The sequence below is a fragment of the Enterobacter sp. 3U4 genome (assembly GCF_057224565.1).
On the sequence record NZ_CP136665.1, the window covers coordinates 593,996 to 614,003 of the forward strand.

The following is a 20,008-nucleotide window of genomic DNA, read 5'->3' on the forward strand; positions in this document are numbered from 1 at the left end:
CAAGGTTAAAGTTTGGCAGCGAGAAGATCTTCAAGTTTGCGCTGGTCGACGGCGAACAGACGGATACCTTCCGCCAGTTTTTCCACGGCCATCGCGTCCTGATTGTGCTCCCAGCGGAACTCCGCTTCGGCCATGGCTTTCGGTTTTGGCAGAACGGTAGAGGTCGGCACCAGCTTGCGGATCACCGTTTCTTCTTTGTCCTGTAGCTCCTGGAGCAGGTTAGGGGAGATGGTCAGGCGGTCGCAGCCTGCCAGGGCAAGGATCTGCTCGGTACGGCGGAAGCTGGCCCCCATCACGATGGTTTCGTAGCGGTGCTGTTTGTAGTAGTCGTAAATATTGCGGACCGATTTCACGCCCGGATCCTCATCCACCACGTACGGATCCATCGGCTGTTTTGCCTGATACCAGTCGTAGATGCGCCCGACAAACGGTGACACCAGGAACACGCCCGCTTCGGCACAGGCGCGCGCCTGGGCAAAGGAGAACAGCAGCGTCAGGTTACAGTGAATCCCCTCTTTTTCCAGCACTTCTGCGGCGCGGATGCCTTCCCAGGTAGACGCCAGCTTAATCAAAATGCGTGATTTATCGATCCCCTGCTCCTGGTAGAGTTCCACCAGACGACGCGCTTTATTAATGCTCTTTTCTTTATCGAAGGAGAGGCGGGCGTCAACTTCGGTCGAGACGCGCCCCGGAATGCTTTTAAGAATTTCCGCACCAAAATTAACCGCCAGCTTGTCGCTGGCTTCGGCGACCTGCTGCTCCTGCGTTTTCCCGCGCTGTTTACCGTAGGCAATGGCGTCATCAATCAGATGACTAAAATGGGTTAGCCCGGCTGCCTTGAGCAGTAGCGAAGGGTTAGTGGTCGCATCCTCCGGCTGGTAGTGACGAATCGACTCGATATCGCCGCTGTCGGCCACTACGGTGGTGAATTGTTTGATGCCGTCTAGCTGGTTCATAAATGATTACTCCTTGGAAATAAAAGAGTTAGATGAGTGCGTTAGTTCACACTTCTGGAAAAATCATGATGGACTTAACAAAAAAGCATAGCAGACGGGGGAGCCATTGCTTTTGAGACGGGTAACATGGCTGTTATAAATTGATAACAATTTTTAATGTGTGATGGTGAGAGTTTGGCAGCCTTCAAAGTTTAGGAGGCGGTCTGAGGCGATACTAGGCGGCACACCAGGGTGTGCAACAGGATCGCTTTCGTCACCCTTTTGACCGATACGTGAAAGGAAAAATAAGATGGATGAGCAGTTGAAACAGAGTGCCCTCGATTTTCACGAGTTCCCTGTTCCGGGAAAAATCCAGGTCTCCCCAACCAAGCCGCTGGCAACCCAGCGCGATCTGGCGCTGGCCTATTCGCCGGGCGTGGCGGCACCGTGTCTGGAAATCGAAAAAGATCCGCTGGCGGCCTACAAATATACCGCGCGTGGCAACCTGGTCGCCGTAATCTCTAACGGCACGGCGGTGCTGGGGCTGGGCAACATCGGCGCGCTGGCCGGCAAGCCGGTGATGGAAGGCAAGGGGGTACTGTTCAAGAAATTCGCCGGTATCGACGTGTTCGATATCGAGGTGGATGAACTCGATCCTGACAAATTCATCAACGTGGTGGCCGCGCTGGAGCCGACTTTCGGCGGGATTAACCTGGAAGACATCAAAGCGCCGGAATGTTTCTATATCGAGCAGAAGCTGCGCGAACGTATGAACATTCCCGTGTTCCATGACGACCAGCACGGCACGGCCATTATCAGCACCGCTGCGATTCTGAACGGCCTGCGCGTGGTAGAGAAAAATCTCTCCGACGTGCGCATGGTGGTTTCTGGCGCAGGCGCCGCGGCCATCGCCTGTATGAACCTGCTGGTTGCGCTGGGGATGCAGAAACACAACATTGTGGTCTGCGATTCCAAGGGCGTAATTTACAAAGACCGCGAGCCGAACATGGCGGAAACCAAAGCGGCGTATGCGGTAGAAGACGACGGTAAACGTACGCTTGAGGACGTCATTGACGGCGCGGATATCTTCCTCGGCTGCTCGGGTCCGAAGGTGCTGACCCAGGAGATGGTGAAGAAGATGGCGCGCGCGCCGATGATCCTGGCCCTGGCGAACCCTGAGCCGGAAATTCTTCCGCCGCTGGCGAAAGCGGTGCGTGAAGATGCCATTATCTGTACCGGGCGTTCCGACTACCCGAACCAGGTCAACAACGTGCTCTGCTTCCCGTTCATCTTCCGCGGCGCGCTGGACGTCGGCGCGACGGCGATCAACGAAGAGATGAAGCTGGCCGCCGTTCACGCCATCGCGGAGCTGGCGCACGCCGAGCAGAGCGAAGTGGTCGCGTCTGCGTACGGCGATCAGGATCTGAGCTTTGGCCCGGACTACATCATCCCAAAACCGTTCGACCCGCGTCTGATTGTCAAAATTGCGCCAGCGGTGGCTAAAGCGGCGATGGACTCCGGCGTAGCGACGCGTCCGATTCAGGATTTCGACGCTTACGTCGATAAGCTCACCGAGTTTGTCTATAAAACCAACCTGTTCATGAAGCCGATCTTCTCTCAGGCCCGCGCCGACGCGAAGCGCGTGGTGCTGGCGGAAGGGGAAGAGGCGCGAGTGCTGCACGCTACCCAGGAGCTGATCACCTTAGGCCTGGCGAAGCCGATCCTGATTGGTCGACCGAGCGTGATTGAAATGCGTATCCAGAAGCTGGGCCTGCAGATTAAGCCGGGCGTCGACTTCGAGATCGTTAACAACGAATCCGATCCGCGCTTTAAAGAGTACTGGAGCGAATACTACGCGATCATGAAGCGTCGGGGGATCACCCAGGAGCAGGCGCAGAAAGCCGTCATCAGCAACACGACGGTGATCGGCGCGATCATGGTTCATCGCGGCGAGGCGGATGCGCTGATCTGCGGCACCATCGGCGATTACCACGAGCACTTTAGCGTGGTGCAGGAGATCTTCGGCTATCGCGACGGCGTCCATACCGCCGGGGCGATGAACGCGCTGCTGCTGCCAAGCGGCAACACCTTTATTGCCGATACCTACGTTAACGACGACCCGACCCCGGACGAGCTGGCGGAGATCACCGTGATGGCCGCCGAGACCGTGCGTCGCTTTGGTATTGAGCCGAAGGTGGCGCTGTTGTCGCACTCTAACTTTGGTTCGTCTAAATCCGCGGCGGCCTGCAAAATGCGTGAGACGCTGGCGCTGGTGCGCGAGCGTGCGCCGGAGCTGATGATTGACGGTGAAATGCACGGCGATGCGGCGCTGGTGGAGAGCATCCGTAACGAACGTATGCCGGACAGCCCGCTGAAGGGATCGGCTAACATCCTGATTATGCCGAACGTGGAAGCGGCGCGTATCAGCTATAACCTGCTGCGCGTCTCCAGCTCTGAAGGGGTAACCGTAGGACCGGTGCTGATGGGCGTGGCGAAACCGGTGCACGTGTTAACGCCGATTGCCTCCGTGCGTCGTATCGTGAACATGGTGGCGCTGGCGGTGGTTGAGGCGCAGACGCAGCCTCTGTAAGCGCGTGGTGTCGGGTGGCGCGTTCGCTTACCCGACCTACGGGTTAAGTAGGCCGGATAAGCGCAGCGCCATCCGGCAGTTACACCCAGTCGCGTACTTTCAGGAATTCACTCAAGGCAGCCTCCGGGCTGCCTTCTTTGGGCTCGTAGCAGTACTCCCAGCGCACCAGCGGCGGCATCGACATCAGAATCGACTCCGTACGCCCGCCGGTCTGCAGGCCGAACAGCGTCCCGCGATCCCACACCAGGTTGAACTCCACGTAGCGCCCGCGGCGGTAGAGCTGGAACTCGCGCTCGCGCACGCCGTAGTCGGTATTTTTTCGGCGCTCGACAATCGGCAGGTACGCGTCGGTATAGCCTTCGCCCACCGCGCGCATAAAGCTGAACGCGGTATCAAAATCAGGCGTGTTGAGATCGTCAAAGAACAGCCCGCCGATGCCGCGCTGCTCGTCGCGGTGCTTCAGGTAAAAGTAGTCGTCGCACCACTTTTTAAATTTCGGGTAGACGTCTTCGCCAAACGGCAGGCAAAGATCCCGCGCGGTGGTGTGCCAGTGCACGGCATCTTCTTCGAAGCCGTAATAGGGCGTTAAGTCGAAACCGCCGCCGAACCACCAGATCGGATCGGCGCCCGGTTTTTCCGCAATGAAAAAGCGCACGTTGGCGTGGCTGGTGGGCACAAACGGATTGTGCGGATGCACCACCAGCGAGACGCCCATCGCCTCGAAGCTGCGGCCCGCCAGCTCAGGACGGTGCGCCGTCGCAGACGCGGGTATGGCGTCGCCGTGAACGTGGGAAAAATTCACGCCCGCCTGTTCAAAGATGCCGCCGTTACGCAACACGCGGCTGCGCCCGCCGCCACCGGCCTCGCGCTGCCAGGTATCTTCCTGAAATTCACCGCCGTCTGCGGCGGCTAGTTTCTGGCAAATCTCATCCTGCAGCTGCAGCAGGAAGGTTTTGACCAGTTGAGCATCGGGTTTCATCAACGTTTCCTGGAGTGCGCTTTTTGGTTATCGAACCAGTTGAAGTAACTGATAATGCCGGAGGCGATGGCGTTGGCAATCTTCTGACGAAACGCCGTGGTGCCGAGGAGTCGCTCCTCTTCCGGGTTGGTAATGAACGAGGTTTCCACCAGCACGGACGGGATGGACGGTGATTTCAGCACCACGAACGCCGCCTGCTCGGTGCCTTTACTGTGCAGTCGATGCACCGGCTTAATCTTTTTCAGAATATGCGAGCCGAGCGTCAGGCTGTTTTTGATCGTATCCGTCTGCACGAGGTCAAACAGCACCTGCTGTAACAGGTGATCCTTGTCAGTGGCTTTCTTCCCGGCGACTTCATCCGCCCGGTTTTCACGGTCGGAGAGGTATTTTGCCATGGCGCTACTGGCGCCACGGTTGGAAAGCGCAAACACCGAGGCACCGGCGGCTGACGGGTTGGTAAAGCCGTCGGCGTGAATCGACATAAACAGATCCGCTCCGTGCTGATGGGCGATCTCAACCCGGTCATACAGCGGAATAAAGGTATCGCCAGAGCGCGTCAGGCGGGCGTCAATGCCGTTGCTGCGTAAAATTGCGCGCACATTTTTTGCAATTGCCAGCACGACGTGTTTTTCTTTCGACCCGTTTTTGCCGATGGCGCCGGTATCAATGCCGCCGTGCCCTGGGTCTAGCATCACCAGACGCTTCGCGCCCGGCTTTTTGGCTTTCGGTTTGCTGTGTCCGTTACTGGTTTTGAGCGTGCTCTCGTCTTTCGCCTGAGCCTGCTTTGCGATGCCCGTTAACGTTAAGGCCGCCAGCCCCGCTTTGAGAACCTGACGACGCGATGTGAGTGCTTTTAATGGTTTGAATGTGCTCATGCGGCCTGAATACTAAAAAATGGGGTCCTGGTGTTATATCGTATCGTGTTTCCCGTTACGACAGTCCATATTGAGAATTGTTTTACTTTTCATTTCAATACGTGACAAAGTGACATTATGCCAAATTTTGGCGAGATTTTCCCCGGTTATTGGCGAAAGGCGAGCTTCGCGCCATAATCACTGTTTTTAAACCCGAAAAGGCGGTTAATACCATGGAGATACGCGTTTTTCGCCAGGAAGATTTCGAAGAGGTGATCACCCTTTGGGAGCGCTGCGATCTGCTGCGTCCGTGGAACGATCCGGAAATGGATATCGAACGTAAGGTGAATCACGACGTCAGTCTGTTTCTGGTCGCGGAAGTCAATGGCGAGGTTGTAGGGACGGTAATGGGAGGTTACGACGGCCACCGCGGCTCGGCCTATTATCTGGGCGTGCACCCGGAATACCGTGGCCGCGGCATAGCCAATGCGCTGCTGAACCGGCTCGAGAAGAAGCTGATCGCCCGCGGCTGCCCGAAAATCCAGATCATGGTGCGGGAAGATAACGACGTGGTGCTGGGCATGTATGAGCGTCTGGGCTACGAGCATTCTGACGTGCTGAGTTTAGGAAAGCGTCTGATCGAAGATGAAGAGTACTGAGATTCATCCGGCCGACTATGATGCGCAGGGGCGCGTCAGGTTGCCCTTATTATTCTGGTGCGTTCTGCTGCTCCAGGCCCGGACCTGGGTGCTGTTTGTGATGGCCGCCGCGTCGCGCGGGCAGGGCGACACGCTGCTGACGCTCTTTTATCCCGATCGCGATGCCTTCTGGCTCGGCTTGCTGCCGGGCGTACCGGCGGTCGTGGCTTTCTTGTGCAGCGGCCGACGGCATGCGATCCCGCGTTTGTGGCGCGCGCTTCGTGGGCTGCTGATCCTTGCCCAGATTGCGCTGCTCTTCTGGCAGCCGGTACTCTGGTGGTACGGTGAACCGCTGACGGGCATCGGCGTTGCGCTGGTGGTTGCCGATATTGTGGCGCTGCTGTGGCTGCTGACCAACCCGCGCCTTCGCGCCTGTTTTGCGCCGCAGGATGATTAATCCGGCACTTTTTGCCGATGCCGCACTCCAACAAGCGTTGATTTAACAAGAAAGGACGTTTCAATGAAATCGCTGCGTTTACTTTTATGCGCTCTCCCGCTGGCGTTGACCGGCTGTTCGACGCTCTCCTCCATTAACTGGTCCGCCGCGTATCCGTGGAACTGGTTTGGCTCATCAACGGAAGTGACCGAGCAGGGCGTGGGGAAAATTACCGCCGCGACGGCGCTGGATCAGAATGCTATTCAGGATGCGCTCAGCAGCGATTACCGTCTGCGCAGCGGCATGAAAACGGAGAATGGCAATATTGTTCGCTATTACGAAGCGCTGAAGGGCGACAAGCTGGCGCTGGTGATCAACGGTGACAAAGGCACGGTAAACCGAATTGCGGTGATGGATGAAGATATTCCGACCGCTAGCGGCGTGAAGGTAGGGACCCCGTTTAGCGATCTTTATAAGCAGGCTTTTGGCAATTGCACCAGCTTGCCGTCTGACGACAAGGTCGCGGTGGAATGTAAGGCGGAAGGCAGCCAGCACATCAGCTATGTCTTCACCGGAACCTGGAGCGGACCGGAGGGACTGATGCCCTCTGACGACACGCTCAAGAGCTGGAAAGTGAGCAAAATACTCTGGAAGCAGTAATTTGCGCCTGAACAAACCGCCTCGCTGAAATCCGGGTATAATACCCGCCATCAATGCCACGCTGACGTGGCATCTTTATTTCAGGAGGAGCGATGTCTCAGGTTCAGAGTGGCATTTTGCCAGAACATTGCCGCGCGGCGATTTGGATTGAAGCCAATGTTAAAGGGGACGTGGATGCCCTGCGTGCGGCCAGTAAAGCGTTTGTTGATAAGCTGGCCACCTTCCAGGCCAAATTCCCGGAAGCCCACCTCGGCGCCGTTGTTGCCTTTGGCAAAAACGTCTGGCGTCAGTTGAGCGGTGGCGAAGGGGCGGAAGAGCTGAAGGACTTCATCCCTTACGGCAAAGGTCTGGCACCTGCGACCCAATATGATGTGCTGATCCACATTCTCTCCCTGCGTCACGACGTGAACTTCTCCGTTGCCCAGGCGGCGGTGGCGGCCTTTGGCGACAGCATTGAGGTGCAGGAAGAGGTTCACGGTTTCCGCTGGGTGGAAGAGCGCGATCTGAGCGGCTTCGTCGACGGAACGGAAAACCCGGCAGGGGAAGAGACGCGACGTGAAGTCGCGGTAATCAAAGACGGCGTGGACGCTGGCGGCAGCTACGTGTTCGTGCAGCGCTGGGAGCATAACCTCAAGCAGCTTAACCGCATGAGCGTGCACGACCAGGAGATGATGATTGGCCGTACGAAAGAAGCCAACGAAGAGATCGACGGCGACGACCGTCCTGTGACCTCTCACCTGACCCGCGTTGACCTTAAAGAAGACGGTAAAGGACTGAAGATTGTCCGCCAGAGCCTGCCGTATGGCACGGCAAGCGGCACGCACGGCCTCTACTTCTGCGCCTACTGCGCGCGCCTGCATAATATTGAACAGCAGCTGCTGAGCATGTTCGGCGATACCGACGGCAAGCGCGACGCCATGCTGCGCTTCACCAAACCGGTGACCGGCGGCTACTACTTTGCGCCGTCCGTTGAGCGCCTGCTGGCGCTGTAAAATCGCTCTCCATACGTAGGCCGGGTAAGCGTTAGCGCCACCCGGCAATTTTCCCCGCACCCCTTATTCCCTTTTCTGCTTCTAAATCACCAAACGGTATATAAAACCGTTACTCCTTTCATCCCCGTTATAAATATTATGACTATAAGATAGTCATCACATTTATAAGGGTGCGCAATGGCCGTTACTGTACTGAAAAAAGGAACTCTGGCGCTGGCAGGTTTACTGCTGGTGGCGCAGGCGCAGGCGACTGAACTGTTAAACAGTTCGTATGACGTCTCCCGCGAGCTGTTTGCCGCCCTTAACCCCCCTTTCGAACAGCAGTGGGCGAAAGACAATGACGGCGATAAGCTGACCATCAAGCAGTCCCACGCCGGTTCGTCCAAGCAGGCGCTGGCGATTTTGCAGGGGCTGAAAGCGGATGTGGTGACCTACAACCAGGTGACCGACGTGCAGATACTGCACGACAAAGGTAAGCTCATCCCGGCGGACTGGCAGAGCCGTCTGCCGAACAACAGCTCGCCGTTCTACTCCACCATGGGCTTCCTGGTGCGTAAGGGCAATCCGAAGAATATCCACGACTGGAGCGACCTGGTGCGTTCCGACGTGAAGCTGATTTTCCCGAATCCAAAAACCTCCGGTAACGCACGTTACACCTATTTAGCGGCGTGGGGCGCGGCGGACAAGGCTGACGGTAACGATAAAGCCAAAACCGAGCAGTTCATGACCCAGTTCCTGAAAAACGTCGAAGTGTTTGATACCGGTGGCCGCGGGGCGACCACGACTTTCGCAGAGCGCGGCCTGGGCGATGTGCTGATCAGCTTTGAATCGGAAGTGAATAACATCCGCAAACAGTACGAAGCGCAGGGCTTCGAGGTCGTTATCCCGAAAACCAACATCCTGGCCGAATTCCCGGTGGCGTGGGTGGATAAAAACGTGCAGGCAAACGGTACCGAGAAAGCGGCAAAAGCCTATCTCAACTACCTGTACAGCCCGCAGGCGCAGACCATCATTACCGATTACTACTACCGCGTGAACAACCCGGACGTGATGAACAAGCTGAAAGATAAGTTCCCGCAGACCGCGCTGTTCCGCGTGGAAGATCATTTTGGCTCCTGGCCAGACGTGATGAAAACGCATTTTGCCAGCGGCGGTGAATTAGACAAACTGCTGGCGGCGGGGCATAAGTAATGTTTGCAGTCTCGACTAAACGCGTGCTGCCGGGCTTTACCTTAAGCCTCGGGACCAGCCTGCTGTTCGTTTGCCTGATCCTGCTGTTGCCGCTGAGCGCGCTGGTGATGCAGCTTGCGCAGATGAGCTGGGCGCAGTACTGGGACGTGGTCACTAACCCGCAGGTAGTGGCGGCCTATAAGGTGACGCTGCTGTCGGCGTTTGTCGCCTCCATTTTTAACGGCGTGTTTGGCCTGCTGATGGCGTGGATCTTAACTCGCTATCGCTTCCCGGGCCGCACGCTGCTTGACGCCCTGATGGATCTGCCGTTCGCGCTGCCGACGGCGGTGGCGGGCTTGACCCTCGCGTCGCTCTTCTCCGTGAACGGGCTGTACGGCGAGTGGCTGGCGAAGTTTGACATCAAGGTGACCTATACCTGGCTCGGTATCGCGGTGGCGATGGCCTTTACCAGCATCCCGTTTGTGGTGCGTACTGTGCAGCCGGTGCTGGAAGAGTTAGGTCCGGAATACGAAGAAGCGGCGGAAACGCTGGGCGCTACGCGCTGGCAGAGCTTCCGCAAGGTGGTGCTGCCGGAGCTGTCTCCGGCGCTGATGGCGGGCGTCGCGCTGTCGTTTACCCGCAGCCTCGGCGAGTTCGGCGCGGTGATTTTTATCGCCGGGAACATCGCCTGGAAAACGGAAGTGACCTCGCTGATGATTTTCATTCGCCTGCAGGAGTTTGATTATCCAGCGGCGAGCGCGATTGCTTCGGTGATCCTCGCGGCCTCGCTGCTGCTGCTGTACTCGATTAACACTCTGCAAAGTCGCTTTGGTCGACGTGTGGTAGGTCACTAATGGCGGAAGTTACGCAATTGAAGCGATACGATGCGCCCCGCATCAACTGGGGTAAATGGTTTCTGATTGGGGCGGGCGTGCTGGTGTCCGCCCTCATTCTCGTCGTGCCGACGATTTATATCTTCGTTCAGGCGTTCAGCAAGGGACTGATGCCCGCGCTGGAAAACCTGGCGAACCCGGATATGCTGCACGCCATCTGGCTGACCGTGCTAATTGCGCTGATCACCGTCCCGGTGAACCTCGTGTTCGGTACCCTGCTGGCGTGGCTGGTGACCCGCTTCAACTTCCCGGGACGTCAGCTGCTGCTGACCCTGTTGGACATTCCTTTCGCCGTATCGCCGGTTGTTGCCGGTCTGGTGTATCTGCTCTTTTACGGCTCAAACGGCCCGCTGGGCGGCTGGCTGGATGAGCATAACCTGCAGATCATGTTCGCCTGGCCGGGCATGGTGCTGGTTACTATCTTCGTGACCTGTCCGTTTGTGGTGCGTGAGCTGGTGCCTGTGATGTTAAGCCAGGGGAGCAACGAAGACGAAGCGGCGGTGTTGCTCGGCGCGTCAGGCTGGCAGATGTTTCGTCGCGTGACGCTGCCGAATATCCGCTGGGCGCTGCTTTACGGCGTGGTGCTGACCAACGCCCGCGCGATTGGCGAGTTCGGTGCCGTTTCCGTCGTCTCCGGTTCCATCCGGGGTGAAACCCTGTCGCTGCCGCTCCAGATTGAACTGCTGCAGCAGGACTACAACACCATCGGTGCCTTTACTGCCGCAGCGTTGCTGACGCTGATGGCCATTTTGACCCTGTTTTTGAAGAGTGTGGTGCAGTGGCGTTTAGAAAATCAGGAAAAACGTCTGCATCAGGAGGGAAATCATGAGCATTGAGATTGCCAATATTAAGAAGTCTTTTGGTCGCACCCAGGTGCTGAATGATATCTCGCTGGATATCCCTTCCGGACAAATGGTGGCGCTGCTGGGGCCGTCTGGCTCCGGCAAAACCACGCTGCTGCGTATTATCGCCGGGCTTGAGCATCAGACCAGTGGGCACATCCGCTTCCACGGTACCGACGTGAGCCGCCTGCACGCCCGCGATCGTAAAGTGGGCTTTGTGTTCCAGCACTACGCGCTGTTCCGCCACATGACCGTGTTTGACAACATTGCGTTTGGCCTCACGGTACTGCCGCGTCGCGAGCGCCCGGATGCGGCAACCATTAAGGCGAAGGTAACCAAACTGCTGGAGATGGTGCAGCTGGCGCATCTGGCGGATCGTTTCCCGGCCCAGCTGTCCGGCGGGCAGAAACAGCGCGTGGCGCTGGCGCGCGCGCTGGCCGTTGAGCCGCAAATTCTGCTGCTGGATGAACCTTTTGGCGCACTGGATGCGCAGGTGCGTAAAGAGCTGCGCCGCTGGCTGCGTCAGCTCCATGAAGAGCTGAAATTCACCAGCGTCTTCGTGACCCACGACCAGGAAGAGGCGATGGAAGTCGCGGATCGCGTGGTGGTCATGAGCCAGGGCAACATTGAGCAGGTTGACGAGCCGGAGCAGCTCTGGCGTGAACCGGCGACCCGCTTCGTGCTGGAGTTTATGGGCGAGGTGAACCGTCTGCAGGGCACCATTCGCGGCGGACAGTTCCACGTGGGCGCGCACCGCTGGCCGCTGGGCTATACCTCCGCGCATCAGGGCCCGGTCGATCTGTTCCTGCGTCCGTGGGAAGTGGACGTGAGCCGTCGAACCAGCCTGGATTCACCGCTGCCGGTGCAGGTACTGGAAGCTAGCCCTAAAGGGCACTACACCCAACTGGTGGTACAGCCGCTGGGCTGGTACACCGAGCCGCTGACCGTGGTGATGCGCGATGACGTGCCGCCGCATCGGGGAGAGCGCCTGTTTGTCGGTCTGCAGCATGCCCGTATTTATCACGGCAAGGATCGCATCGAGACGCGCGAGGATATTGCTCTGGCGGAGTCAGCCTGATAGGTTAGTAGGATGTTTATCGCCCGGCGGCGCTGCGCTGACCGGGCCTACAGTTATCACTGCGTCTTGTAGGCCGGGATCGCTGCGCGCCCCCCGGCTTTTTTATTGAGTAAAAATCGTGAATACACTCGAACACACCATCGGCAACACGCCTCTGGTCAAGCTTCAGCGCATGGGGCCTGACAACGGCAGCGAAATCTGGGTCAAACTCGAAGGCAATAACCCGGCGGGGTCGGTAAAAGACCGGGCGGCGCTGTCGATGATCGTCCAGGCCGAAAAGCGCGGCGAGATTAAGCCTGGCGACGTGCTGATTGAAGCCACCAGCGGCAATACCGGTATCGCGCTGGCGATGATTGCGGCGCTGAAAGGCTACCGCATGAAGCTGCTGATGCCGGACAACATGAGCCAGGAGCGCCGCGCCGCGATGCGTGCCTACGGAGCCGAGCTGATTCTGGTGACCAAAGAGCAGGGGATGGAAGGTGCGCGCGACCTGGCGTTAGAAATGGCCGAGCGCGGCGAAGGTAAACTGCTCGATCAGTTCAACAACCCGGATAACCCTTACGCCCACTACACCACCACCGGCCCGGAAATCTGGCAGCAAACCGAGGGGAGAATCACTCATTTTGTCTCCAGCATGGGCACCACCGGCACCATTACCGGGGTATCGCGTTTTCTGCGCGAGCAGGATAAAACCGTCACTATTGTGGGTCTGCAACCGGAAGAGGGGAGCAGCATTCCGGGCATTCGCCGCTGGCCGGCGGAGTATATGCCCGGCATCTTTAATGCGCAGCTTGTGGACCAGGTGCTGGATCTTCACCAGCGCGAGGCGGAAAATACCATGCGTGAGCTGGCCGTGCGCGAAGGTATCTTCTGTGGCGTCAGCTCGGGCGGCGCGGTAGCGGGCGCGATTCGGGTGGCGCAGGCAAACCCGGGCGCGGTGGTGGTGGCGATTATTTGCGATCGCGGCGATCGCTATCTGTCTACCGGCGTTTTTGGTGAAGAGAGTTATTCGCAGGGGGCGGGGATTTAAGCGTCATGGAGATGATTCTATTCCGGGATAATACCCGGGCGCAGCAAACCGATATTGTCGCGGTACAGTCTCAGGTGGTCTACGGCAGCGTGGGTAACAGCATTGCGGTGCCGAATATTCGAACCCACAGGCTGAACGTCACAGCCGTGCCAACGGTACTTTTTAGCAACACGCCGCACTATGACACGTTTTATGGTGGAGTGATCCCCGACGAGTGGTTCAGCGGCTACCTGAAGGCGCTGGAAGAGCGCGAGATCCTGCGCGAGCTTAAGGCGGTCACTACCGGCTATATGGGAAATGCCAGCCAGATCGTCCTGCTGGCGCAGTGGCTGAAGGCGGTCAAAGCTCAGCATCCTGACCTACTGGTGCTGGTTGACCCGGTTATCGGCGATATCGACAGCGGGATGTACGTGAAGCCCGAGATCCCAGAAGCGTATCGGGAGCACCTGCTGCCGCTGGCGCAGGGGATTACGCCAAACGTCTACGAGCTGGAAGTGTTAAGCGGCAAACCGTGCCGCACGCCGGAAAGCGCCATCGCGGCGGCACAGGGACTGCTCTCTGACAGCCTGAAATGGGTGGCGATTACCAGCGCGCCGGTCGCTGACGACCCGCAAAACATCCACGTGGTGCTGGTCACCCGCGATGGCGTGACCGTTAGCGCGCATCCGCGTGTAGAAACCGATCTGAAAGGGACGGGAGACCTGTTCTGTTCAGAACTGGTAAGCGGCATTGTTGAGGGAAAAACCGTTGCCGATGCCATTCGCATGGCCGGCGATCGGGTGACGGACGTGATGCTCTATACCCAGTCGAAGGGCTACGACGAGCTTATCCTCCCCGCATAAACAAAAATGGCGCCCGAAGGCGCCATTTTTCTGTGCGGCAAGAATTACTTCTTGATGCGGATAACCGGGGTTTCACCCACGGTGACGCTGCCAGACAGTTTGATCAGTTCTTTGATTTCGTCCATGTTGGAGATAACAACCGGCGTCAGGGTAGACTTGGCTTTTTCTTCCAGCAGTGGCAGATCGAATTCAATCACCGGGTCGCCAACTTTAACGCGCTGGCCTTCTTCCGCGATACGTTTGAAGCCTTCGCCTTTCAGTTCAACGGTGTCGATACCGAAGTGAACGAACAGTTCGATACCGCTATCAGATTCGATAGAGAACGCATGGTTGGTTTCAAAAATTTTACCGATGGTGCCGTCAACTGGAGCAACCATTTTGTTGCCAGTTGGTTTGATAGCAATGCCATCACCAACGATTTTCTCAGCAAACACTACATCCGGCACGTCTTCGATGTTGACGATCTCGCCGGAGAGCGGAGCAACAATCTCAATAGTTCCGGAGTCTTTCTTATCATCAGAAACCAGAGATTTCAGTTTATCGAACAAACCCATGATCTTCTCCTAAGCAGTAATTTGGGCCGCATCTCGTGGATTAGCAGATTGTTTTTTCTTCAATGAACTTGTTAACCAGCGTCATTAACTCGTCCGTTGTCGGTTGAGCAAGAGCCTGCTCTGCTAACACCTTCGCATCTTCGAAGTTCGTGTTACGGATAATCTTCTTAATGCGCGGGATGGAAATGGCGCTCATAGAGAATTCGTCCAGACCCATACCCAGCAACAGAAGTGTAGCACGTTCGTCGCCTGCAAGCTCACCACACATGCCAGTCCATTTACCTTCTGCATGAGAAGCATCAATAACTTGCTTGATCAAGTTCAGTACGGACGGTGACATTGGCTGGTAGAGATGTGAAATCATATCATTACCACGGTCAACTGCCAGGGTGTACTGCGTTAAATCATTGGTACCGATACTAAAGAAATCAACTTCTTTGGCTAAATGACGCGCAATGGTCGCCGCCGCAGGTGTTTCCACCATCACGCCGATCTCGATTGACTCGTCAAACGCTTTACCTTCGTCGCGCAGTTCCTGCTTGTAGATTTCGATCTCTTTCTTCAGTGCACGCACTTCTTCAACAGAGATGATCATCGGGAACATGATGCGCAGCTTACCGAACGCAGAGGCACGCAGGATTGCGCGAACCTGGTCACGCAGGATCTCTTTACGATCCATCGCGATACGGATTGCACGCCAGCCCAGGAACGGGTTCTCTTCTTTCGGGAAGTTCATGTACGGCAGCTCTTTGTCGCCACCGATGTCCATGGTGCGGACGATAACCGCCTGAGAGCCACACGCTTCAGCCACGGCTTTGTAAGCAGCAAACTGCTCTTCTTCCGTTGGCAGCGCGTCGCGGTCCATGAACAGGAATTCAGTACGATAGAGACCTACGCCTTCCGCACCGTTGCGCTCAGCGCCATCAACGTCGCGGACGGTACCGATGTTTGCGCACACTTCAACCTGATGGCCGTCAAGGGTGATGGCCGGCAGGTCTTTCAGCTTAGCGAGTTCCGCTTTTTCAGTCGCTACCTGCTCCTGAACCGCGCGCAGTTTATCGATCTCTTCATTGGTTGGGTTGACGTAAACCAGATTGTTTACGGCATCCAGAATCAGATAGTCGCCGTTTTTCACCTGAGAGGTGACGCTACCGGTACCCACGATGGCAGGCAGTTCCAGAGAGCGCGCCATGATAGAGGTGTGGGAGGTACGGCCACCCGCGTCGGTGATGAAACCGAGGACCTTTTTCAGGTTCAGCTGTGCGGTTTCAGACGGGGTGAGGTCAGCGGCAACCAGGATCACTTCATCCTGAATCGCGCTCAGGTCGATGATGGCCAGACCCAGGATGTTGCGCAGCAGGCGCTTACCGATGTCACGTACATCAGCCGCACGCTCTTTCAGGTATTCATCATCCAGTTCTTCCAGGGCAGTTGCCTGACCTTCGATAACTTCATGCGCAGCCGCGTCGGCCGTCATGCCTTTATCTTTAATCAGGGCTATGATTTCCTGCTCCAGCTCCTCATCTTCGAGCAGCATAATATGCCCTTCGAAGATGGCTTCTTTTTCTTCACCGAAAGTTTCGCCAGCTTTAGTTTTGATCGCTTCCAGTTGCGCAGATGCCTTGGCACGACCGCTCAGAAAACGTTCAACTTCCTGATCAACCTTGTCGGCAGAAATTTTTTTCCGGTCGATGACGATCTCGTCTTCTTTCAGCAGCAGTGCTTTGCCGAAAGCGATACCCGGGGATGCTAAAATGCCTGAAATCATAACCCTACCTTACTTGTGACTGATATTTAAAAGAACCCGGAAACTTACTCGAGCTCAGCCATCAGTTTTACCAGATGCTCAACTGCTTTCTGCTCGTCTTCACCTTCCGCAGAGATGGTGACTACGGTGCCCTGAGTCAGGCCCAGAGTCTGCAGTTTGAACAGGCTTTTTGCGCTCGCGCTTTTGCCGTTGGAAGTCACAGTGATTTCAGAAGAAAAGCCTTTTGCTTCTTTAACAAACTGAGCAGCAGGGCGGGTGTGCAGACCGTTCGGAGCGGTAATGGTAACTTCTTGCTGGAACATTGTATTTCCCCAACTTATAGGTTTAGTGTTGTGGAACTAAAGTCTAGCCTGGCGACTGAACTTTAGCCTGTATTGTTAGCGCTGACGTTTCGATCGTCATTAAACATTATGCAGCGAAAGCAAGACTTGAACCAAATCATAAAATCGATTCAGCAAGGCTATTTCATTCACCGATTAATTTCACGCATCAAAATAATTGCTGGTTTAAATACCAGACCCAACGGGGTGAAGCAATGCCAGGAGGGGCAAAAGTTTGAAGCAGGCCACAAAAAAGCACCTGAAAAGGTGCTTTTTTACGCGTTATTAACATGCTGGCACTACTGTTGCAGCTCTTTTTCGGTAAACAGATCGGCAAACAGCGCGGTGCTCAAGTAACGCTCACCCGAGGAAGGAAGGATAACCACTATATTCTTATTGGTAAAGGCTTCGTCTTCCTGAAGCTTGAGCGCTGCCGCAACGGCCGCACCGGAAGAGATACCCGCCAGAATGCCTTCTTCATCCATCAGGCGACGCGCGGTAGAGATAGCTTCTTCGTTAGTGATGGTAACCACTTTATCGATCAGCTTCAGATCCAGGTTGCCCGGAATGAAGCCTGCGCCAATACCCTGAATTTTATGCGGGCCTGGCTTAAGCTCTTCACCCGCCAGTGCCTGGCTGATAACCGGTGAGTCAGTCGGCTCAACGGCAACGGTAATCAGGTCTTTTTTACCCTTTGTGCCTTTAATATAGCGTGACACGCCGGTCAGCGTACCGCCGGTACCCACGCCGGAGATAAAGACATCAACCTGGCCGTCGGTATCTTCCCAGATTTCCGGACCGGTGGTCTTCTCGTGAATTTCCGGGTTCGCCGGGTTGCTGAACTGCTGCAGCAGCAGATATTTCGCCGGATCGCTGGCCACAATTTCTTCGGCTTTCTGAATGGCGCCCTTCATGCCCTTCGCGCCTTCGGTCAGCACCAGGTTCGCGCCCAGCGCTTTGAGCAGCTTACGACGCTCGATGCTCATGGTTTCAGGCATGGTCAGCGTCAGCTTGTAGCCACGCGCGGCAGCCACATAGGCCAGAGCGATACCGGTGTTCCCGCTGGTCGGTTCCACCAGCTCAACGCCAGGCTTCAGTACGCCACGTTTTTCAGCATCCCAAATCATGTTTGCACCGATGCGGCATTTTACGCTGAAGCTCGGGTTACGTGATTCGACCTTCGCCAGGATGCGTCCATTACCGATACGGTTCAGTCGAACCAGGGGCGTATGACCGATAGTCAGCGAGTTGTCTTCATAAATCTTACTCATGGCCTGTCCTTAACTGTATGAAATTGGGATACCGACCCAGCATACCTGCTAAGCAGGTAGGGGGAAGTAAGGAATTCGCATATCTATATACTGCAAGGAAATAATGGGGATCAGTATGGAATAAGGGGCGGCATAAGCCACCCCTGCTTTACACATTTTTGCATTATTTCCATAACGCGTGCTTAGCACGGTAGCAGTCCACCCACATTGCCGTCGCGCCGCAGACGGCGACGGGCATGATGAACAGATTCAGGAAGGGAATCATGGTAAACAGACTGGTCAGCGCGCCAAACTGCATATTGGCGACCTTCTGGCTGCGCAGGGCGGTGCGCATCTCTTTAAACGGCACCTTGTGGTTATCGAACGGATAGTCGCAGTACTGGATGGCCAGCATCCAGGCGCTGAACAGGAACCACAGCACCGGCGCCACCGTCTGGCCAATGCCTGGCACAAAATAGAGTATAAGCAGCACAATCGCGCGGGGCAGGTACCAGGCAAACTTCTGCCATTCGCGCTTCATGATGCGCGGCAGGTCTTTCATGATCCCCAGTACGCCCGTGTCCGGCGGCGTCGCGCCGGTAAGCCGCGCTTCCAGCTGTTCCGCCAGCAGACCGTTAAACGGTGCGGCTATCCAGTTGGCAATCGTCGAGAAGAAGTACCCAAACACCAGCAGCACGGAGATCACCGCCACCGGCCAGAGCAGGTAGTTAAGCCACTGCAGCCAGTTTGGCACATGGCTCATCAGCGACGGGATCCAGCTCTCCAGCTTTGTGAACAGCCACCAGAACGCGCCGCCCATCAGAATAATGTTGATCAACAGCGGCAGGATGACGAAGCGTCGAATTCCCGGCAGGGAGACCAGTTTCCAGCCCTGAGAAAAATACCAAACGCCGCTGCGCGGGGGAGAAGAAGATGTTGAAACCATAGCCAGGCTGTACTCCTTTTTACACAACCAGTGGAATTGCCCGCCTATATTATCCACTTAAGGAGCAATGACCAGTTCGGAAATGTTCGAAAAACCAGCAAAAAGCACGATTTCCTTCATCTTTATGCTGTGAATGCTCTGCACACACTTGCACTTGACGTAAACGGCAAATACTCTTAGTGAGTAAATGTTTGCCGTGGTGGCAAGGTGTTAGAACAACAGAGAATATAATGATGCAGGATTTGCGTCTGATATTAATCATTGTTGGCGCGATCGCCATAATCGCTTTACTGGTACATGGTTTCTGGACCAGCCGTAAAGAGCGTTCCTCGATGTTTCGCGATCGCCCACTGAAGCGCATGAAGTCCAGTCGTGACGACGATGACAGTGAAGATGACATCGACGGAAGCGATGACGACGGCGTGGGTGAAGTTCGTGTTCATCGGGTCAATACTGCGCCCGGCGCAGGCCATGGGGAGCATGAAGCGCCTCGTCCTTCGCAGCACCAGTATCAACCGCCGTATGCTTCTGCACAGCCGCGCCAGCCAGCGCCACAGCCTGTGGAAGAGCCGGTGCGCCAGCCGCCGCAACAGCCTGTCTATCAGCAGCCTGCTGCGCCACAGCCGGTTCAACAGCAACCGGTGCAGCAGCCCGTGCAGCAACAGCCTGCTCAGCCGGTAGCACAACCGCAGCAGCCTGTTCATGTGCAGCCTGCTCCTCAGCCCGCCCCGGCCCCGCACGTTGAGCCTGAGCCCGTTGTAGAGCCAGAGCCGGTTGTTGAAAAACCGCAGCGCAAAGAAGCGGTGATCATCATGAACGTGGCCGCGCATCACGGCAGCCACCTCAACGGTGACGTGCTGCTTAACAGTATTCAACAGGCAGGCTTCAAGTTTGGCGATATGAACATTTTCCATCGCCACCTGAGCCCTGACGGTAGCGGCCCGGCGCTGTTCAGCCTGGCCAATATGGTTAACCCTGGCACCTTTGATCCGGAAATGACCGGTGATTTTGTGACCCCGGGCGTGACTATCTTTATGCAGGTGCCGTCCTACGGCGACGAACTGCAAAACTTTAAGCTGATGCTGCAGTCCGCTCAGCACATCGCTGACGAAGTCGGCGGCGTGGTGCTCGACGATCAGCGTCGAATGATGACCCCGCAGAAGCTGCGCGAGTATCAGGACCGCATCCGCGAAGTTAAGGAAGCTAACGCGTAATCGTCGCGTTGACTTCG

At 56.4% G+C, this 20,008-nt stretch carries 20 protein-coding genes; 12 read left to right on the forward strand and 8 right to left on the reverse strand.

The features are described from left to right. Positions 1 to 5: 5 nt before the first annotated feature. Positions 6 to 956, reverse strand: a complete 951-nt coding sequence (gene tal / locus RVY89_RS02845; RefSeq protein WP_484826837.1) for a transaldolase — start codon at positions 954 to 956, stop codon at positions 6 to 8. 289 nt (positions 957 to 1,245) lie between these two features. Here tal and maeB point away from each other — a divergent pair, with 289 nt between their 5' ends. Next, positions 1,246 to 3,525 (forward strand): NADP-dependent oxaloacetate-decarboxylating malate dehydrogenase, encoded by a 2,280-nt coding sequence (gene maeB, locus RVY89_RS02850; protein WP_484826838.1) that lies wholly within the window; start codon positions 1,246 to 1,248, stop codon positions 3,523 to 3,525. Positions 3,526 to 3,604: 79 nt separating this feature from the next. Here the strand turns inward: maeB and hemF are convergent, their stop codons facing one another. After that, positions 3,605 to 4,504 (reverse strand): oxygen-dependent coproporphyrinogen oxidase, encoded by a 900-nt coding sequence (gene hemF / locus RVY89_RS02855; RefSeq protein ID WP_484826839.1) that lies wholly within the window; start codon positions 4,502 to 4,504, stop codon positions 3,605 to 3,607. After that, positions 4,504 to 5,379: an N-acetylmuramoyl-L-alanine amidase AmiA gene (gene amiA / locus RVY89_RS02860; protein ID WP_024907603.1), complete on the reverse strand. Its 876-nt coding sequence runs from the start codon at positions 5,377 to 5,379 to the stop codon at positions 4,504 to 4,506. Before amiA ends, hemF begins: the two co-directional genes overlap by 1 nt. A 212-nt stretch (positions 5,380 to 5,591) precedes the next feature. On the opposite strand from amiA, the gene RVY89_RS02865 reads away from it, so the two are divergent. The 10 genes from RVY89_RS02865 (at position 5,592) to pdxK (ending at position 13,939) form a co-directional block, all read left to right on the forward strand. Continuing rightward, a complete protein-coding gene (locus tag RVY89_RS02865) occupies positions 5,592 to 6,017 on the forward strand; it encodes a GNAT family acetyltransferase (protein ID WP_023308738.1) in 426 nt (141 codons plus the stop codon). Then, positions 6,004 to 6,453: a DUF2919 domain-containing protein gene (locus RVY89_RS02870; protein WP_484826840.1), complete on the forward strand. Its 450-nt coding sequence runs from the start codon at positions 6,004 to 6,006 to the stop codon at positions 6,451 to 6,453. The genes RVY89_RS02865 and RVY89_RS02870 overlap by 14 nt, the downstream gene beginning before the upstream one ends. A 63-nt stretch (positions 6,454 to 6,516) precedes the next feature. Beyond that, positions 6,517 to 7,092, forward strand: a complete 576-nt coding sequence (locus RVY89_RS02875) for an RpoE-regulated lipoprotein (RefSeq protein WP_024907606.1) — start codon at positions 6,517 to 6,519, stop codon at positions 7,090 to 7,092. Between the two features lie 92 nt (positions 7,093 to 7,184). Further along, positions 7,185 to 8,084 carry a Dyp-type peroxidase gene (locus RVY89_RS02880; RefSeq protein ID WP_484826841.1) on the forward strand — a complete coding sequence of 300 codons (900 nt, stop codon included), beginning with the start codon at positions 7,185 to 7,187 and terminating at the stop codon, positions 8,082 to 8,084. Positions 8,085 to 8,261: 177 nt separating this feature from the next. Beyond that, positions 8,262 to 9,275 (forward strand): sulfate ABC transporter substrate-binding protein, encoded by a 1,014-nt coding sequence (locus tag RVY89_RS02885; protein ID WP_484826842.1) that lies wholly within the window; start codon positions 8,262 to 8,264, stop codon positions 9,273 to 9,275. Further along, a complete protein-coding gene (gene cysT, locus RVY89_RS02890) occupies positions 9,275 to 10,108 on the forward strand; it encodes a sulfate/thiosulfate ABC transporter permease CysT (RefSeq protein ID WP_004123378.1) in 834 nt (277 codons plus the stop codon). The genes RVY89_RS02885 and cysT overlap by 1 nt, the downstream gene beginning before the upstream one ends. Continuing rightward, positions 10,108 to 10,983, forward strand: a complete 876-nt coding sequence (gene cysW / locus RVY89_RS02895; protein WP_484826843.1) for a sulfate/thiosulfate ABC transporter permease CysW — start codon at positions 10,108 to 10,110, stop codon at positions 10,981 to 10,983. Before cysT ends, cysW begins: the two co-directional genes overlap by 1 nt. Then, positions 10,973 to 12,067: a sulfate/thiosulfate ABC transporter ATP-binding protein CysA gene (cysA, locus tag RVY89_RS02900; protein WP_196366499.1), complete on the forward strand. Its 1,095-nt coding sequence runs from the start codon at positions 10,973 to 10,975 to the stop codon at positions 12,065 to 12,067. Before cysW ends, cysA begins: the two co-directional genes overlap by 11 nt. Positions 12,068 to 12,185: 118 nt before the next feature. Beyond that, positions 12,186 to 13,097, forward strand: coding sequence for a cysteine synthase CysM (gene cysM, locus RVY89_RS02905; protein ID WP_484826844.1), 912 nt, complete (start codon positions 12,186 to 12,188; stop codon positions 13,095 to 13,097). Between the two features lie 5 nt (positions 13,098 to 13,102). Beyond that, positions 13,103 to 13,939, forward strand: a complete 837-nt coding sequence (gene pdxK, locus RVY89_RS02910) for a pyridoxine/pyridoxal/pyridoxamine kinase (protein ID WP_484826845.1) — start codon at positions 13,103 to 13,105, stop codon at positions 13,937 to 13,939. A 44-nt stretch (positions 13,940 to 13,983) separates the two neighbouring features. Here the strand turns inward: pdxK and crr are convergent, their stop codons facing one another. The 5 genes from crr to cysZ all read right to left on the reverse strand — a co-directional run bounded on the left by crr (position 13,984) and on the right by cysZ (position 18,777). Next, complete coding sequence (gene crr, locus RVY89_RS02915) at positions 13,984 to 14,493, reverse strand: PTS glucose transporter subunit IIA (protein ID WP_003861316.1); 510 nt, start codon at positions 14,491 to 14,493, stop codon at positions 13,984 to 13,986. Positions 14,494 to 14,533: 40 nt separating this feature from the next. Further along, positions 14,534 to 16,261: a phosphoenolpyruvate-protein phosphotransferase PtsI gene (gene ptsI, locus RVY89_RS02920; protein WP_023332954.1), complete on the reverse strand. Its 1,728-nt coding sequence runs from the start codon at positions 16,259 to 16,261 to the stop codon at positions 14,534 to 14,536. Between the two features lie 44 nt (positions 16,262 to 16,305). Next, positions 16,306 to 16,563, reverse strand: coding sequence for a phosphocarrier protein Hpr (gene ptsH, locus RVY89_RS02925; protein ID WP_045909449.1), 258 nt, complete (start codon positions 16,561 to 16,563; stop codon positions 16,306 to 16,308). A gap of 317 nt (positions 16,564 to 16,880) precedes the next feature. Further along, on the reverse strand, positions 16,881 to 17,852 hold the full coding sequence (gene cysK, locus RVY89_RS02930) for a cysteine synthase A (RefSeq protein WP_014832831.1): 972 nt from the start codon (positions 17,850 to 17,852) through the stop codon (positions 16,881 to 16,883). 163 nt (positions 17,853 to 18,015) lie between these two features. Further along, positions 18,016 to 18,777: a sulfate transporter CysZ gene (gene cysZ, locus RVY89_RS02935; protein WP_369604386.1), complete on the reverse strand. Its 762-nt coding sequence runs from the start codon at positions 18,775 to 18,777 to the stop codon at positions 18,016 to 18,018. A gap of 230 nt (positions 18,778 to 19,007) precedes the next feature. Between cysZ and zipA the strand changes: the two genes are divergently transcribed. Further along, on the forward strand, positions 19,008 to 19,991 hold the full coding sequence (zipA, locus tag RVY89_RS02940) for a cell division protein ZipA (RefSeq protein WP_371897389.1): 984 nt from the start codon (positions 19,008 to 19,010) through the stop codon (positions 19,989 to 19,991). Positions 19,992 to 20,008: the final 17 nt, after the last annotated feature.